Raw genomic sequence first — 18,228 nt, 5'->3', positions numbered from 1 at the left:
TGGGGAGCTTACGTCCGCCACGCACAACGTCGATGTAAGGTCGCCAACTCCAGGGATAGTTTTCAGCAATTGTGCACTTTCGTTGTTGTTAACAACTGTCTGAAGCTTACTATCTTGAGCTTTGACTGGTTCATTAAGGTATTTGTAGTGTTCGTGGATAGACACTAATTCACACAGCAAATTCTCCGGCAATGATACTTTTTGCTCCGCTAGCCATTGGAAGAGAGACTTCATCTTTGCATGCCCCTTTGGAAAACTCAGGCCGAACTTAAGCAAGATAGCCCCAATTCGAGACATGGCAGCTGTTCTTTCCTTGATATAACCATCTCTGACACGATGAATCACTGCGATGACTTGGGCCTCTTCACTTTTTACCGCGACAAACCTCATTGTTGGTCGACCAGCGGCTTCTGCAATTGCTGATGCATCTATGAAATCATTTTTATTGCCTTTGACATAAGGCTTAACGTACTGAGGAGGAATGAGTCGAACTTGATGGCCGTACTCACCACACTTACGAGCGAGCCAATGAGCACCGCCACAAGCTTCGAAAGCAATGGTTGTTGGTTCGATTTTACAAAGGAAATGTTGGAGTTGGTTTCGATTAAACTTACGACGTAATACTTCCGCACCCGAACGGTTATGAGCGATAGCGTGGAAACAGTGCTTGCCTAGGTCGATACCTAAAATATGAATAGAAGACATATGGTTCACCTCATTCTGAGAGTCTACTCTAAGCTTAAGGGCTTGAGAGTGGGGCGGACCATATAATTAAGCCAATCGTCGCACCACATGCGAAAAACGTTCAGTTGGTTAAGTGAGGTTTACTGGAAAGAGAACATTGTTTGGTCGCCAGGTTACTTTGTCAGTAGCGTAGGCGTGAATGAACAGGTTGTAGCGAATTACGTTAGACATCAGGGCGAAAAGGATTCTGGTCAACTCCGCATGGAGTTGTAACAGTAAGTACCCCGTGCATGCACGGGGGTATCTACAAAAAAGAAAATGAACTTAACTCTAAAGTGTTTTTTATGTCTGTTTATAGTCAATTTAAAGTTGGTTTATAATTGATAATATTGAATTTAAAGTAAGCTTTATCTCCATAAGTGCCTGTTATCTTGTTTTTATTTCCTCCCTTTCTCTACCTTCGAAACTTTGATGCTTAAAACCAATTTGTTTCCTTAATTAAATCCTAAGTTTTCATGTCTAACTTTTACTTGTAGCAATCGGTCAGCAAGAAAATATTCTCGCTTGACTTCAGGAATACCTTAACCAGCGAGGTAAATATTGTGAAAAATAACAATCCTGTATTTGAAACTATTTCAATGCAATCGTCGATTTCCCCTGAGGCAATAGCGGTTATCTACAAATATAAGTCGCTGACCTATTCTGAGCTTGAACTGCAATCTAGCCAACTGGCGAGCTACTTAGTTAATCAATATCCTGATGGCGACAAAGGTAAAGTGGCGGTTTACCTTGAACCTAGCCTGATGTTGCCTGTAGTGATCTTGGGGGTGATGAAAGCAGGGTTCAGTTATGTTCCGTTATCATCGTTTCAGCCAGCAAAGCGCATTCAACAAGTTCTCGATGATTCAAAAGCTTTTGTTGTAATTACGAATGATTCGCTGGCTAAGAAGCCAAGCATGCTGTCGTGTGAAACAGAAAAACTGAATGTTGATTTGCTTGATCTCATCGGTGGATCTCAATTGGCTTCGTTGCCGAAAGTGACCACATCTGATTTGGCCTACACGCTTTACACATCAGGCTCGACGGGTGTGCCAAAAGGGGTGGAAGTTGAACATGGCAGCATGGCGTATTATCTCGATTGGTTTAATCACGATTTATGGCCTGAAACTCAAGCAACACTTCCACTCACATCTTCTCTAAGCTTTGCGGCAGCGGTGACTCAATTGTTTGCTCCGTTGCTACGTGGCGACACCCTTCATATTCTTCCTGAAGGTACTTTGAATAACCCGCAACGACTCTTTGATTGGTACCAGAACCGAACCAACACGGCGATCTACTGTGTGCCGACAATATGGAATGAGCTACTCAATTACCGCTGCTCAGTCGATGGCGCGCTATCTCTGCCTGAAACCGTTTTTCTCTCTGGTGAACCTGTCGGTGAAGACATTAAGCAACGTACTTTCGACAGCATCGAGAATGTGCGTTTGTTTAACCTATATGGCCCGACGGAAACCGTAGCCAACTGTGCTTTTACAGAGTTGAAGCAAGACCAGCCCGTGACCATAGGCAAAGCGTTGGCGGGAAGTGAGTTGTTTCTGCTCGATGAAGAGGGCGCACTAGTGACAGACGGCAGTGTGGGTGAAATCTGTATATCCGGTCCGGGCGTGGCTCGTGGATACAGCCATCGACCTGAATTGAGCGCAGAACGCTTCTTCTCTCATCGCGGCCATAGCGCGCATCGCACTGGAGATTTAGGTCAGTTCAAAGCAGACGGAGAGATGGTGTGCCTTGGTCGCAAAGATCGTCAGGTGAAGATTCACGGTGTGCGAGTTGAGTTGGGCGAAATAGAAGCCAATCTTCGTCAGCATGGTGAAATAGCCGGTGCCGCGGTGAAAATGGTCAATGGTGGGCTGGTGGCTTACTTGCTGACGGACAAAAAAACCAGTGCTTGGGATCTACGTGCTTTCCTTAGCGAGCGCTGCCCGAGCGCGATGATGCCTGCTCAATTTGTTTACCTTGAAAGCTTTCCTAAATTGCCTAACGGAAAACTCGATAGTGCTCGTCTTCCTGAGCCAGCACCTGTTAGACCTGAGCTGAACTACGGTTGCAACGTACCTAGCAATGATCTCGAACGAGACCTCTTGGACATCTGGCAAGAAGTGTTAGGTTTTAGTGGCTTAGGGGTTGATGATGACTTCTTTGACCTAGGCGGGAATTCCTTACAGGCGATGCGCGCCAGAACCCTGATTCGACGCCGCCTCTACAGCGAAATAGATTTTAAGCTCTTTTTCAGTAATGCGACGCCGCGTAAACTGGCTGCGGTCGTGCCTTATTACTTGGCGGATGATTTGGATGACGCGACATTCACGCCGAATGACAACTATCAAGAAGCGCAATTCGAACCGCTCACATCGCAACAGGCTTACTTCCTGACCCTAGAACAAACCAGTGCAAACCCGAAAGCCTATCAGCCTGCGTTTTGTATCTATCTTGATGGACAGGTAAATGCAGAAGGCGTGGAATGGTGTCTGAATCGATTGTTGGCCAGCAACCCAATCCTGACCACTCAATTTGATCTCGATAACTTTACTGCTAAAGAAGGTGGATTTAAGGCAGAACAAGTAGAGATTCAACACCGCAAGGCTGAGCATTTGACTGGCAAACTCAGTGAAGTGTCTCAACGTGAGTTGCTGGATATGGCAGATATGCCGGACATCAATATCGACGGTGAGCCGCCGATTCGATTTACGATGCTGAGCAAGAATGATGATGAGCATGCGATAGTGGTGCGAGTTCATCATGCCGTATTTGACCATGATTCCATTGGCATATTCTTTGAGCAATTTGTTCAGGCTTACCGCGCGTATGTAGCGGGAGATTATGGCTTTGCGCAGAATCGCCAGCACCATTTCAGCGCAAAACAGCATCGAGGAGCCATGGTGGATGAAGAGAGCCAGATGCAATTTTGGTTGTCGACATTGAACCGCTATCTGACAAAAGGTGTGGATACCTCGCTCTATCCGGTGACGGATTACCCTGCACCTGAAGGTTACTCTGTTGAGCTTTCCCAGCCACTCAGCCAAGCGATAAAAGACTTTGCCCACGCTCACAATACAACGGCTTATGTCGTGTTGCTCATGCTGTTTAATCTCGTGTTAAACCACGAAACTCGTTATCACAACATAACGATTGGCTTGCCTGTCTCCAATCGAGCTCTTTGTCAGCACGATGGTCAGATCGGCTGTTTCGTCAACATGGTTACCTACCATGAGCAGGTTGAACAGATGGATAGCGTTGTTAGCTTGATTGAAGCTAGCAGCAAAGCGATCTACTCGCTGATAGAAAATCAGTCCGTGTCCTACCTAGAACTTGCTGATGAAATGCGAAGCAAAGGCTGGCTCGAGAAACTGCGTTTCCCTGTCACGTTTAATTATCTGTCTGCAATGCCGGAAGCTACAGAGGTGCAAGGCTGCCGCATGAAAGTTCAACACATCGCTGAGCAATCCGCTCGATGCGATTTGACCTTGACTGTCGACGACTGCGAGCAATTGATCCTCAATTTTGATTATGAAAGTACGGCGTTTACCAAACAACAGATCTCCTTGCTGGCAGAACAATACTTGGCTCTGATTTCAGACACATTATCTCTGTAATGCCGAGTGTCTCCGGCTCGCCAGGAGCCGGAGATGAAGAACGATTAAATATGGGGAGATGAATACAATGCCAAAATTGATCCACCGTCAGTTTACTCATCAGTGCGCCAAAACACCGGATAATATCGCTCTGCGAAGTGACAGTGAAAACATCACATACCGCCAACTGGAACTGCGCGCCAATAATATTGCTCAGTCATTAATCCGCTCTGGCATTACATCAGGCGATGTTGTCGGCATCTACATGAATCGCGGCAATAACCTGGTTGCGACCATATTGGGAATATTGAAATCAGGGGCTTGTTATTTACCGCTTGATCCCTATTACCCAAGCGATCGCCTCGCTTATATGGCAGAGCACTCGGAAGCCAAACTAGTGATCACTGACAATTTGAATAGCATGTATTGGTTTGGCAATGATCTTCCAACGTTGGATGTGAATAGCATAGATTTTTCCAGTGCGACAATCCCAGACTTACCGCAGGTAGATGAACAGAGCTTGTGTTACATCATGTACACCTCGGGCTCAACCGGAAAGCCTAAGGGCGTGATGATTGCGCATCATACGGTGGTGAATTACCTCAACTGGATGCAAGATGCTTTTCAACTGACGACAAACAGCCGGGTACTGAATCAGACCACATTCAGTTTTGATATTTCAGTCTGGGAAATGTTCTGGCCTCTGATGACTGGAGCAAGCTGTGCACTGATTGCTGAAGATGCTAAGTACGACCCCGTACTGTTGGCTGACTTTGTTGCGCAGCATCAGGTCACTGTCGCTCAGTTTGTACCAACCGCACTGCGTATCATTGTCGATGCCGATGTATTGCAACAATGTACGTCGTTAGAGCATATCTTCTCTGGTGGTGAAGCGCTGCCGCAGCGTTTGGTGGATGACCTGTCTGCTCAGTATCCGGGTCATATCCATAATCTCTACGGACCGACAGAAGCCACCATCTTTGCCTGTCACTGGTACTGCCAGCCACAGTGTGCCGAAAAAGTTGTGCCGATTGGTCGCCCGATTCCACATGCAGAAGTGCTTGTCCTTGATGAAGATTTACAGCCGGTAAAACAAGGGCAGTGCGGTGAATTGTATTTAGCCGGAGACATTCTGGCGAAAGGTTACCTGAAACGTGCCGACCTCACCCAAGGGCGCTTTATTGATCATCCCTTTGCTAAGCAGAGTGGAGAGAAAATGTATCGCACAGGCGATTTGGTGAGTAGCAGAGAAGACGGTGCGCTACTGTTTCATGGCCGAACCGATTCACAAATCAAACTGCGAGGTCACCGAATTGAGCTAGCTGAAATTGAAGCTCAGTTGCAAGCGATGCCCTGCATCTCTCACGCGGCGGTGATTGTTGATAGCAGCGATGATGGTAAGGCGTCTTATCTGACCGCTTTCTATGTGCCATCTCAGCAGTCCAATGTTGATGTGCAAGTGATCAAAGAACAACTGGCAAAAGTATTGCCTTACTACATGCAACCCTCCCGATATTATTCCGTTGATAGCTTACCCAAGCTCCCTAATGGGAAAGTTAGCAAGTCAGCTTTAAACGCTCACTAACTAGAAGGTTCTAGCACTATGTTGAATAACAAACCCAATATGACACTTGAAATTGAAAACCGTGTTCTCTCAATCTGGCAATCGGTTTTAGACGTCAAAAAAATTGCCCGAGATGAGAACTTCTTTGATGCAGGAGGCAACTCATTATTAATGAGTAAAGTACACAGGGAAATAAAAAGACAGCTTGGAATTCCGATTAATATTATCGAGTTATTTCAATGTCCTACAGTGGATTCGCTAAGCAAGAGTATATCTAAAAAATACCCTCAGGTGTTATTAGAAAAAACGAATTAAAACTTCGCTAATTAGTTTTACCTAGAAGACAAACTCATTTTATTCGCTGATTGAAACACTCCTTTCTTTTCAAAGGAGAGGGGCCGTTTTTCCCGAAATAAGTACAAATAAATACGACATACAACCCGTGAGGTAGCATATGAAAGACCAAGCAACACTGCGCGATAAAGATATAGCTATTATTGGCATGTCAGGCCGATTCCCTGGTGCAGAAGACATCACGACGTTCTGGAAGAACCTCGCTGAAGGGCTGGAAACCATCACAACATTTAGCGAACAAGAGCTTCGCGAATCGGGTGTCGATGAAGAATTGATTGCCTCACCCAACTATATTCCCCGCCGAGGTATTCTCGGCAACGCGCAACATTTCGATGCGCACTTCTTTGATATTACTCCTCGTGACGCGGAAATCATGGATCCTCAACACCGTGCGTTTCTGGAAAGCAGTTGGCACGCTTTTGAAGATGCGGGGTACGTGCCTTCGAGTTATCCGGGCAAGGTGGGTGTGTTTGGCGGGACAGGCACAGCGTGGCATTTGAACAAAGTCCATTCCCATCCGGGTGTCAGCCAGTTTGCCAGTGGCGCATCCGTTGTGACCAATAACGATAAAGACTATGTCACAACGCGAGTCTCCTACAAACTCGACTTAAAAGGGCCAAGCGTGAATGTGCAAACGGCCTGTTCAACCGCAATGGTGGCCGTGGTGATGGGGATTAACAGCCTGTTAAGCCGTGAAAGTGACCTCGTGGTTGCTGGTGGGGTATCCATCGATACACCGGAGCGTCGCGGCTACAAATACATGCAAGGCGGTATGGAGTCGGCGGATGGACGTTGTTATGCGTTTGATTCTCGTGCCAATGGTACGGTGTTTAGCCGCGGTGTTGGTGCTGTGCTGCTGAAACGCGTTAAAGACGCAGTCAATGATGGCGACCATATTTACGCTGTGATCAAAGGTGGTGCGATCAACAATGATGGCAGCCTCAAAGCGGGATTCACGGCGCCGGGCATTGAAGGGCAGGTCGAAGTCGCAAAACAGGCGATTTCCAACTCAGATATTGATGTAGAAAACATCCGCTTTGTTGAAGCGCATGGTACGGCGACCGCGTTGGGCGACCCGATTGAATTCTCGTCATTGTCGCAAACCTTCCGCCACTTTACGGATAAAGAACAATTCTGTCGTCTAGGCTCGGTCAAAACTAACATCGGTCACACCGATGCGGCATCGGGCGTTGCCAGCTTGATTAAAGCCTCAATGGCATTGGAATCCGGACAGCTTCCTGCCTCGCTGCATTATTCTGAGCCGAATTCAAACATTGAGTTTGAAACGAGTCCATTCGTGATGAACACCCAACTGACAGCGTTTAAACAGCAAGACAAGCCAAACAATGCGTTGGTCAACTCCTTTGGTGTTGGTGGTACCAATGCATGTGTGATTCTTGAAACGGCGCCAGAGACCCAACCGGGTGATGCGCATAACTCGCCACTCATGATCCCGTTCTCAGCCCGCAGTCGCAACGCGTTGAATGAGATGAAACAGCGTCTAGCGAGTTACCTGACAGATAACCCAGATGCAGATGTGGCGGACGTGGCGTACACCATGCAGGTAGGCCGCAAACAGTTCGAATTTTCCACCTCGGTGGTCGGCAATGATCGTCAGGCCATCATGGAAGCGCTGGCTAAGCCTTCTCAGATTGTATCTGGAAACAAATCGAAGCGACCAATGGTGTTTATGTTCCCGGGGCAGGGCAACCAATATCCGAATATGTCTCGCGATCTATATCAGACGTATCCGGTGTTTAAACAGGCGATGGATCAGTGCTGCGAATATCTGATGCCAATACTTGAACAGGATCTGCGTGAGATTATTTTCCCACAAGATGATCAAACCGCGGCTCGTATCAACGAAACTCAGTTCACCCAACCTGCGTTGTTCGTTGTTGAGTACGGCCTTGCTCAGCTTTGGATGTCATGGGGCATTCAGCCAGATGTGATGATTGGTCACAGTGTCGGTGAGTACGTGGCAGCATGTTTGTCAGGTGTATTCTCGTTGGAAGATGCTCTCAAAGCTGTCGCGATTCGTGGCAAGCTGGTTCAGGCTCTGCAAGCGGGCGCAATGCTAGCGGTTCTGATGGAAGAAGCTGAGCTCACAGAGCGCTTATCAAACAGTGAACTGGATATCGCGGCGGTCAATTACCCAGAGCTCTGTGTGGTGGCGGGTGAGCTTGAAGCGATAAAAGCCTTCCAATATGAACTGGAAGAAGAAGGCATCTTCTGCAAGCACTTGGATACGTCACACGGTTTCCACTCAAGCATGATGGATCCTATGTTGCCAGCGTTCAAAGACGTGATCGATGGCATTGAACTGAATGCGCCGCAGATTCCGTTCGTCTCGTCGGTAAATGGCGAATGGATCAGCGATGAGTTGGCACAAGATAGTGACTACTGGGTGCGCCATGTCAGAAACCCTGTGTTGTTCTCGCATGCATTCAAAACCTTGATGGCCGACCATCAAGATGGCTTCGTGGCATTAGAAGTGGGGCCGGGCCGTTCTCTTGAGTCTGCGGCTAAGCAACACTTCCGTGAAGAAGATAGTTCGAATGCTGATATCTTCTCGTCCTTGCCTACGGCAAAAGAAGTGGAGATCTCCGGTGAGTATTTCGTCTCAATGCTTGGCGCTTTATGGGCGCACGGCGTCGAGATTGACTGGACATCTTACTATGGTGATGAGCGCCGACGTCGCCTGCCTCTGCCGGGCTACCCGTTCGAGCGAAATGAATTCAAACTGCCTGAGCTGAAAACAGGTAATGCTGAAAGCCTATCAAGCAGCAGTGCGGAAGCCAGTTCAAAACGCAAGAAAACCGATGTTGGTGACTGGTTCTATATGCCTGCGTGGAAGCGAACTATTCCTGCTGACTTTATGCCGAGCAAGCAAACTCAAGATGAAAACGATTGTTGGGTGGTGTTAGCTGACGAATATGGCATCGCTGATCAGCTCCATGCTCAGCTTCTGGCATCAGGCCAACAAGTGGTGACTGTGTTTAAAGGCGTCTGTTATCAAGAGAATGTCGTCACCAGCGACAGCGCGAAGAGCTTTGTCATTGACCCTACCTCTCGTGAAGACTACATCCGAGTGCTTAAGGCAATTGAAGCTCAAGAGATGAATCCGGTTCGTATTGTTGATCTGTGGAACCTCTCTCCTGAGCAAGGTGATGTCGACCTTGAACTGTGTCGTGAACACCAGTTGGATTCATTCTACAGTCCGTTGTACCTGCAACAGGCGTTGGTGAATGAAAACTTGCTGGATAATCTTCACCTGTTGTTGGTGACCAATAATATCTTCAGTGTCTCTGGGGAGCGAGTTTATGCTCCTGAGAAAGCACTGTTAGTCGGGCCTGCCCGTGTGTTCTACCACGAGTACCCAGATGTTCAGTGTCATTTAGTCGATATCGACTGGCCTTCAGACTTAGCGAATGAATCGGGCCATTGGACGGCAGAGCAGGCAACACGTTGTCTGATTGCTGAGAGCAGCATTAACACCGACGGCCAACTTGTGGCGTATCGAGGTGGTTGCCGCTGGGAGGAAGACTATCAGGCGGTTAACTTAAAACAGCAAGAACCAGGCTTATCGGCGCAATTCAAAGATGATGGCGTTTATCTCATCACTGGTGGGTTGGGCGGCCTTGGTATGCTGGTGGCCGGTCACATATCGGAAATGAGCAATGCGACGCTTGTTCTGACCTATCGCAGTCGTCTGCCTGAACGCGAGCAATGGAATGACTGGATTCAGAAGCACCCAGTCGATGACCCAATGAGTGAAAAATTGGCGGGCATCCTGCGTCTTGAAGAGCAAGGTAACACCATTGACCTAGTCAATGTGGACGTCTGTGATTATGTGGCTATGTCGGAAGTGTTTGAACGCTATGATCGCTTTGATGGCATTTTCCACACGGCTGGTATTGCGGGTGGTGGCATCATTCCGCTCAAGTCAGATGAAGATTGTGCCAGCGTTCTGGAGCCGAAAATCCTCGGTAGCCTGATTCTCGATGACCTGACCAGAGACAGCCAGCCTGATTTCATGGTGCTGTTTTCTTCCATCAGCTCGATTGTCGGTGATGAAGCTCGAATTGATTACTGCTCTGGTAATGCTTTTATGGATGTGTTTGCCAGCTACCGTAATCAGAATCGAAACGGTCGCACCATTGCAATCAACTGGGGCAAATGGGGCGATGTCGGCATGGCGGTTCAATGGGCTCGTGAATTGGGTGAGAAAAACAAAGCCAACGAAGCGTCTCTAGAACAAACGGGGCTGCTTACGCTGCTCGGCCGTAAAGGTATGGAAGAAGAATATCGAGTCAATCTGGATGTGCGGAATGACTGGGTACTCAACGAGCATAGGTTGTCGAATCAACCGGCCTTGGTTGGTACCACCATACTGTCGATGCTGCATACTCTGATGAATCAATTCAAGCCTCAGGAAGCGCTTCAGGTTAAGAACTTGCTGTTGACCAAACCGGTGATTTACCACAACGTATGGCCACGTGAAATGCGCCTGTATGTACGCAGTGAAGGAGCTGGCTACAGCTTTAGCCTTCGTAGCCGTGGCGTCCGTGACATCGAGTGGGACGAACATGCGCTGGGCAACCTTGGCCGCGGTGCAGAGAACCTTGCTGTTTTAGATTCACTTGAAGAGATTCGTTCTCGCTGCATGAATAAACTGCCTGACGAATTAACTGGCCATGATTACCCGAATGCTATAACGGGTGAAACCTTCCTGTCGCTCAGTGAGCGATGGAATGGTCCTAAGTGCGTATGGCAAGGTAAGAATGAGTGGTTGATTCATAAAGATTTCGACACTCAGTTCCAAGGTGATTTTGAGCAGTATCCGTATCATCCGGCACTGATTGACTCGGTTGCAATTCGATGCATCAAGCTTATAACGACGGACAACTACCTTCCATTTAGCTACGGAAAGGTCAGCTATCTAGCACCGCTTGATGGTGATTGTTACGCGCACGTCAAACTCAAACAACCATACAAGGCCGAAGATAGTACTATCGTTTGGGATGTGGTCTTCCTATCTGCTGACAGCAAGCCGTTGATGGTTTTGGAGAACTACACGCTAGTACGTATGAAGGCAGAGAATCAGGTTGTTGCTGCGCCGGTGTCTGCTGTAGCTCAGGTTGCCGTCGATGTCTCCGACAAGGACATTTTGTTCTACGAAGGGCTGGATGCACTGAAACGACAACTTGCACACCTAGAGTTTGAGCAACTCGTCGTGGTGACCAGTGATCTGGGTCAGCTTATCTACGAAGCGATTCCTGAACAGGAAGATGAGCAGTTGGCAGAGCTGGAAGTGGAAATCAGCCAAGGGCACGCCCGTCCAGAACTCTCAGTTGAGTATGTGGCACCTGAAAATGATATCGAAAAAGAGATCATTGCAGTTTGGCAGTCGATTTTAGGCATTTCAGGTATTGGTGTTGATGACAATTTCGTCGAGCTTGGCGGTAACTCACTGCTGGCGGTGCAAATTGTGTCAAAAGTATCAGCCAAGTTTGAAGTCGATATTCGAGTGGATCTCTTCTATCAGGATCAAACCGTAAGAGGGCTTTCCGGCCTGATCATCGAGGCGTTTGAGTCTGTTCTTCAGAGTGAATAGCGCCCATTTCCCGGGCATTAGCCCGGGAAGTTCATCACCTTCAGGCTGTCGCACGGCAGCCAAATCTTCCAAACGGTAAAAGGGCACGGTTATGACAACTAAAACGAATCAGATTTTGAACTCTATGGGACTTGAAGAGCTGAAAAGGCTCGCCAGAGAGAAAAAACAGAAAAAATCGCAGCTCATGGAAGAGAGCCGTTGTTCAACAACGGAACCAAAACGCAAAATAATCCCTCTCACCAATGCACAAAATAGCATTTGGGCACTGGAGCAGTTCCTCGAAGACAATAAAGCCTATAACAACCCATTGGCGATCACCTGTCACATTGATCATGAGTTCGAACCAGACAGAGTCGAACGCGCTCTGACGAAAATGACCAATAATCACGATATATTCCGCACTACGATCCGAGTGATCGATGGCGAGCCTTGCCAGTGCATCGACAACCAGCCCAGTTTCAATTTTGGTTTTGATGACATTACTGCCATGCCTGAAGCGGATAAAAATCAGTGGGTCATGCGAGTTGCTCGTGAAGAAGGCAGAAAGAATTTTGACCTGACTAACGGACCACTGTTTCGTTGGCGAATGGCAAAAACTCAGCAGGGTGAATACATCATTATGCTGACCTTCCATCATATTATTTCAGATGGTTGGACCGTCAGCTTGTGCTTCAAAGAATTCATGGGCACCTACTTTGGCCAGACGGTAGAGCATGCAGCGCAGTTTACTGAGTACGCTTTAAAAGAAAGCCGCTGGCTTGAAGAAGGTAGGTACGAACAGGGTCTCAACTACTGGCGCGATAAACTCAGTGGCGTTCAAGGTGTGCTAGAATTGGCAACTGATCACCCTCGCCCAGATACGCTCAACTTTGAGGGAAGTTATGTCAGCCATCCACTTGATGCTGGCTTCTGTCATCAGCTTCAGTCTTACGCAGTAAAACAGGGGGCGACTACCTTTCATCTGATGCTGGCGGCCTACCAGTTACTCCTGCATAAATACAGTAATCAGAATGACATTGTGATTGGTGTGCCTTTCGCCAATCGCGGTGATGCCCAGACGCAGGAAATGATGGGATTGTTCATGAACACGCTGCCACTGCGTTTCACGCTCAATGATGATTTACCTCTTTCGGCTGTGATAGAAGCAGCGAAAGCCGAAAGCGAAGAGGCGATTGCCTATCAGAACGTACCGTTTAATCGCATTCTGGATGTGGTCGACTATTCGCGAGATGCATGTGTTAACCCGCTTTATCAGGCGGTGCTGACATATCAGGTTTATCCGCACTCGCGAACCAATACCTTGTTTAGCTATTCGCCACTCAAAGTAGACTACGGTGTGTCTAAGTTGGATCTCAACTTATGGATTGAAGAAGACGGCGACGGTTTGTTGTGCACATTCAACTACAGTACTGTGTTGTTTGAACGCGCTACCGTGCAGCGAATGCTGCGTGATTTACACACCATATTGATGGCATTGGTTGAGCACCCACAGCAGTCGATTCAAGGCTTGTCATTGGTGACGGAAGATGAACGTCAGTCTCTACTGAAAGCGTGTTTACCAACAGAGGCAAATCAAGGTTTGCCAGTTCATCGCCAATTCGAGCAACAGGCGTTAGCCTGCCCTGAAGATGTGGCAGTGCGTTGTGAAGGCCGTGAACTGAGTTATGCCGATCTCAACGAGCGCGCCAATCAGTTGGCAGCACAACTGGTCTCGCAAGGTATGAATCACGGTGAGCCTGTCGCAATACTGATGGAAAAAAGTGAGCATAATGTGGTGGCGATATTAGCCATCCTGAAAGCGGGTGGTTGCTACCTTCCTATCGACATCAATATGCCAGAAACTAAAATCGGCTTCATCTTAAACGATGCTAAAGTTAAACGAGTTTTACTCGTAGGTGAAGTACCCATTGCTTTAAAAGCACTAGCTACACAATCTTCACTAAATTGGGTCGACATTCTGAAAACAGAAACGAGTAACACCTCACCAACACGGACTAATCCGCCAGATAACCTTGGCGATGGACCAGCGTATATCATTTATACCTCTGGCAGTACAGGGGCTCCAAAAGGTGTGTGTGTTCACCATTCCCAACTCAGTCATTACTGCCGAGCGATTGCTCCGGTACTCGAACAAACTCACGGAGCGCGCTATGGCTTATTGTCGTCCTTCTCCACAGACCTGGCTCATACCATGTTATTCCCAGCGTTGGTTGGTCAAGGCGAGTTGGAGGTAGTGACCAATGGTCTGCTGGAAAGTCCTGAACAACTCACCAATTACCTAAAAGATAAGCCTCTTGATTGTATGAAGATCACGCCGACACATTTGTCTGCGTTGTTAAACGCCCCGAACGCGCAGTATTTGCTTCCAGAGCGCACACTGGTGCTTGGCGGTGAGCGTTTACCTGTATCTCTAATTGAGAAAGTCAAAGCGCTCAGACCAAGCTGCAAGATCGTTAATCACTATGGCCCAACTGAGTGTACGGTGGGCGTGACGACATTGACGATTCCCGACAACATCGCGGATTGGGGTTATCAGGTTTCGCCTATTGGTCAGGCCCTCGATGGAAGTCATGTACTGGTTCTCGATGCTCATCAACAACTACTTCCTGCGGGCGTACCTGGTGAGATTTGTATTGGTGGAGCACAGCTGGCTTCAGGATACCTTGGCCTCGATGAGCAAACGCAGCGTCACTTTGTTCCCCACCCGTATTTGACAGGTGAGCGCCTTTACCGCACAGGTGACAAAGGCCGCCTGTTAGCCGATGGCAACCTTGAATATCTTGGCCGCTTGGATCGTCAGGTTAAAGTACGTGGCTATCGAGTTGAGCTGGCCGATATTGAACAGGCGCTGGGCCAGATTACTAATGTTGAACGCGCAGCGGTTGTACAGCAGCAAACCGCGGACTCTAGCCGTTTGGTCGCTTATGTCGTTGTTGGTGAAACTACCGATCAGGAAGGGATTAAGACGGAACTGAAACAGCTATTACCCGCTTACATGCAACCAGAAATGTGGATGTGGCTCGACGCTATGCCAATCACCGCAAGCGGAAAAACCAATTATCAGGAGTTGCCTGAGGCTAAGCGGAATACACAGACATCGACTTCTTCCCATCCAAACAATCAAACGCAAGCTCGTTTGCTGACGCTGTTTCAGCAAGCCTTGAACACTCAACAGGTCGGTATTGATGACGAGTTTTTCAATCTTGGGGGAAACTCTATCAGTGCACTGAAACTGCTGATTGAAGTGAATAAAGCGTTCTCTACTACATTGACCCTCGGCCAGATACTGGAAAACAGCAGTGTCGCTCGACTTGGCAAACTGATTGAACAGGTATCCGATAACGCTGATTACGGTTCTTCGATTGTGATGCTCAATCAGGGTAACCCACAGCAGAAGCCGACCATACTTCTGATTCACCCTGCTGGTGGCAATGTGCTTTGTTACGACGAGTTAGTTAAGGGGTTGAGCAAAGAGTATCCGGTCTACGGTGTTCAGGTAGCTGATTTTCAGGGGCTAGCTGAGTACAACCGCAAAGTGCCGACGTTAGCTGAGTACTACTTGAAGCAGCTCGGCGAACTAGCAGAGTGTCCAGAGTTGATCATCGGTGGTTGGTCAATGGGAGGCACCATCGCTTTTGAGATGGCGTGTCAGGTTCAGGCTTTGACCGGAAATCAGCCGAAGGTTTTGGTTTTTGATCAACCAGCCCCTCAAGTTGACGTCGATAACAGCGCCATTATGGCTGAGCATGAGCGTCTTGCTTACTTTGCTCATAAGGTAGAGCTGTTTACCGGAACGTCTTTTGATACCTCTGGCCCGCAATTGGCCAAGATGTCACAAGCGGAAAGAACACAGGTATTCCTTACAGGATTTCGTCAAGCGAACTTGGTGCCGAATAATATCAGCGCAGAGGACTTCCAGCACTTTCTCGCCATTCTTCAGGCTCACATGAATGCGACAGATGAATATCAGGGGCAGCGATATTCTGGTCCTGTTGTCGTGGCGGAAGCAGAAGAGATGTTAGCTGGCCGTACGCAACTGAAAGAATCTGGGTTGGGTTGGCAGGCATACAGCGAGCAGCCTCTGACCGTATTGCCTGCGAAGGGTGATCACATCTCCATGATGAACGCGCCTCACATTGGTGACTTGGCGAGTCGTCTACAGGAGGGGCTGCTTTGAGTACGATCGCACTTTCAAAACCGGAAAGCGAAGTCATCGTTTCAAGGAAGGAGTGGTGGGCCATCATTGGTGGCCTCATCGGTGGCTTTATAGCCATTCTGGACATTCAGATCACTAACTCCTCGATGAAAGTCATTCAGGGGGCGCTGTCAGCGTCCCTGGATGACGCCTCTTGGCTGATGACGTCGTACTTTACGGCTGAGATTGTTGCGATCCCACTTTGTGGCTGGCTATCAAAAGCGCTGGGAACGGGTCGTTACGCTTTATGGTGTATCGGCGGTTTTCTCGGCTCGTCCTTGCTTTGTTCGATGGCGTGGAACCTGGACTCGATGATTGTCTTCCGCGCTTTGCAGGGCTTTTGTGGTGGCGCATTGATCCCGCTGTCTTTCCGTTTGATCATTGAAATCCTGCCGCTAGAAAAGCGCCCAATGGGGATGTCGTTATTCAGTATTATTGCCACTTTCGCTCCAGCGATAGGTCCGGCGATCGGCGGTTGGCTAACTGAACACTTTTCATGGCACGCGATCTTTTACGTCAATGTTTTACCGTCACTCGTGGCATGGGCACTGATTCAACGTTCAATGAAGCATCCCATTATTAACTGGCAAATCATTCGTCAGGGCGACTTTGTTGGCGTGGTGTCGGTGATGATGTTTCTTGGTACGCTGGAAGTCATTTTGGAAAAAGGCGGCGATGAAAATTGGTTCGACTCGCGCATGATTTGCGTACTGTCGGTGCTCTCTGCCATCAGCTTTGTCATTTTTGTCTATGACCAGATCGTACATCGTAACCCGCTGATTAACATTCGCCTGTTTAAGGAATATCAGTACTCCTATGCTTTGCTCATCTTTGCCATGTTGGGCTCAGCTATCTACGGCACTCTGTTTCTAGTGCCGTATTATCTGACGATGATTCACGATTACAACGCGACAGAAATTGGTCATGTTGTTATCTGGATGGGGCTACCGCAGCTGGTGATTTTGCCGATGATTCCACTTCTCATTCGTCGCTATAACCCTAAGTATCTTATTTTCATCGGTTTCGTTGGTTTGGCCATCAGTGCCTTTATGGATTGCCATATGAATGCTGACTTTGCCGGGCCGCAGATGATCGCCTCGATGTTGGTTCGTGCGTTAGGACAGCCGTTTATCATGGTGCCACTCTCCATGCTGGCGACCCAGAATATTAAAGCGGAGGATGCGGCCTCATCGGCAGTGTTAATCAATGTATTTCGCAGTCTGGGTGGCTCAATGGGTACCGCGGTACTGTCGACCTATTTCATTACTCGGATCTATTTCCACCTTGATTCCATCAAATCCACCTTACTGACAGGTAGTCAGCAGTTTTATCACTATCTGGGTGGGGTAAAGAATCTGTTGGTCAATCAAGGGCTGCCGTCTGATAGCACCAATGTCCAACAAACAGCGGTGAGCATTCTTGGTGAAAGGATGGCAATTCAATCGCAAATCATGGCCTTTAACGACCTGTTTATGATCATGGGGATCATGATGCTCGCCACCGCCATCATGGTGTTGTGTTCAAACCGTGATTTCCAGCTTCAACTAAAAAAAGAGGAAACAGCATGAGTGATAAAACATCAATGAGTGTCTGGAACTATCTGCTGTCTTCAGAAGCAAGAATGACCATCATAGTGCCCATTCTGATTTACAACCTGATATTCTGGGGGGGAGGAGCAGGAGCGGCGTTGATTGTCACTGCGTGTTACTCCGCATTACTGGAGTTGTTCAGCAAACGGAGTGGTTCTCTGTCCATTATCGCTTTGATTTTGGCTTCGGGCACTATTCATTACCTTTACCTGCATGGTTACACCCTGTTCGGAATTGAACAAGAAAGCGTCTTCCTTTCGGTAGGCGGATCACTGTCTGTCATTGTCGTATTCGGCTTCTACTCCATGATTGGCCGCCCAGTGGTTCGTACTCAGGCGGAAAATGCGCTCCCTCGCTTGATGCAGTTGCCTGTCTATGGCTCGCCAAAATACGCCCAAGTATGGCAGGAGATTTCTCTAGTTTGGATTCTCGCTTACGCCGTGAAGGCGCTACTCGTAATTAAGTTCTCCCGTTATATGCCAGATTACGCTGACTACTTCGTTTTCACTGGCGCTTGGCCACTGACTCTGGCGATGATTGCTTTCAGTTTTTACTGGCCCGGTTTTCGTTGGTCATCGGAGGCAAGCGCATAA

At 48.2% G+C, this 18,228-nt stretch carries 8 protein-coding genes; 7 read left to right on the top strand and 1 reads right to left on the bottom strand.

Annotated elements, in window-relative coordinates; translation table 11 throughout:
* The coding region (locus tag ATB78_RS18535; protein ID WP_155647839.1) for an IS110 family transposase at positions 1–705 on the bottom strand (705 nt) is incomplete at its 3' end.
* Positions 706–1,286: 581 nt separating this feature from the next.
* Between ATB78_RS18535 and ATB78_RS18530 the strand changes: the two genes are divergently transcribed.
* The 7 genes from ATB78_RS18530 (at position 1,287) to ATB78_RS18500 (ending at position 18,228) form a co-directional block, all read left to right on the top strand.
* A complete protein-coding gene (locus ATB78_RS18530; protein ID WP_061009794.1) occupies positions 1,287–4,337 on the top strand; it encodes an amino acid adenylation domain-containing protein in 3,051 nt (1,016 codons plus the stop codon).
* Positions 4,338–4,404: 67 nt separating this feature from the next.
* Positions 4,405–5,901 carry an amino acid adenylation domain-containing protein gene (locus ATB78_RS18525; protein ID WP_061009792.1) on the top strand — a complete coding sequence of 499 codons (1,497 nt, stop codon included), beginning with the start codon at positions 4,405–4,407 and terminating at the stop codon, positions 5,899–5,901.
* Positions 5,902–5,919: 18 nt separating this feature from the next.
* Entirely contained in the window at positions 5,920–6,195 is a 276-nt protein-coding gene (locus tag ATB78_RS18520) for a phosphopantetheine-binding protein (RefSeq protein ID WP_061009790.1), read from the top strand.
* Between the two features lie 139 nt (positions 6,196–6,334).
* Positions 6,335–11,851 carry a type I polyketide synthase gene (locus tag ATB78_RS18515; protein WP_061009787.1) on the top strand — a complete coding sequence of 1,839 codons (5,517 nt, stop codon included), beginning with the start codon at positions 6,335–6,337 and terminating at the stop codon, positions 11,849–11,851.
* Between the two features lie 91 nt (positions 11,852–11,942).
* Positions 11,943–16,028 carry a non-ribosomal peptide synthetase gene (locus ATB78_RS18510; RefSeq protein ID WP_061009785.1) on the top strand — a complete coding sequence of 1,362 codons (4,086 nt, stop codon included), beginning with the start codon at positions 11,943–11,945 and terminating at the stop codon, positions 16,026–16,028.
* Complete coding sequence (locus ATB78_RS18505) at positions 16,025–17,614, top strand: MDR family MFS transporter (RefSeq protein ID WP_061009782.1); 1,590 nt, start codon at positions 16,025–16,027, stop codon at positions 17,612–17,614. Before ATB78_RS18510 ends, ATB78_RS18505 begins: the two co-directional genes overlap by 4 nt.
* The gene (locus ATB78_RS18500; RefSeq protein WP_061009780.1) at positions 17,611–18,228 is read left to right on the top strand and encodes a hypothetical protein; all 618 of its coding nucleotides are present in this window, start codon (positions 17,611–17,613) and stop codon (positions 18,226–18,228) included. The genes ATB78_RS18505 and ATB78_RS18500 overlap by 4 nt, the downstream gene beginning before the upstream one ends.

It is taken from the genome of Vibrio sp. CUB2, from assembly GCF_001557945.1.
GTDB lineage: Bacteria > Pseudomonadota > Gammaproteobacteria > Enterobacterales > Vibrionaceae > Vibrio > Vibrio owensii.
Note: the sequence above shows the minus strand (reverse complement) of the source record. Positions and strands in the feature narration are given on the sequence as shown.

What these genes read in the sequence shown, in the direction of transcription:
- ATB78_RS18525 (WP_061009792.1), top strand. Translation starts at nt 4,405, where the DNA reads ATGCCAAAATTGATCCACCGTCAGTTTACTCATCAGTGCGCCAAAACA.
- ATB78_RS18520 (WP_061009790.1), top strand. Translation starts at nt 5,920, where the DNA reads ATGTTGAATAACAAACCCAATATGACACTTGAAATTGAAAACCGTGTT.
- ATB78_RS18515 (WP_061009787.1), top strand. Translation starts at nt 6,335, where the DNA reads ATGAAAGACCAAGCAACACTGCGCGATAAAGATATAGCTATTATTGGC.
- ATB78_RS18510 (WP_061009785.1), top strand. Translation starts at nt 11,943, where the DNA reads ATGACAACTAAAACGAATCAGATTTTGAACTCTATGGGACTTGAAGAG.
- ATB78_RS18500 (WP_061009780.1), top strand. Translation starts at nt 17,611, where the DNA reads ATGAGTGATAAAACATCAATGAGTGTCTGGAACTATCTGCTGTCTTCA.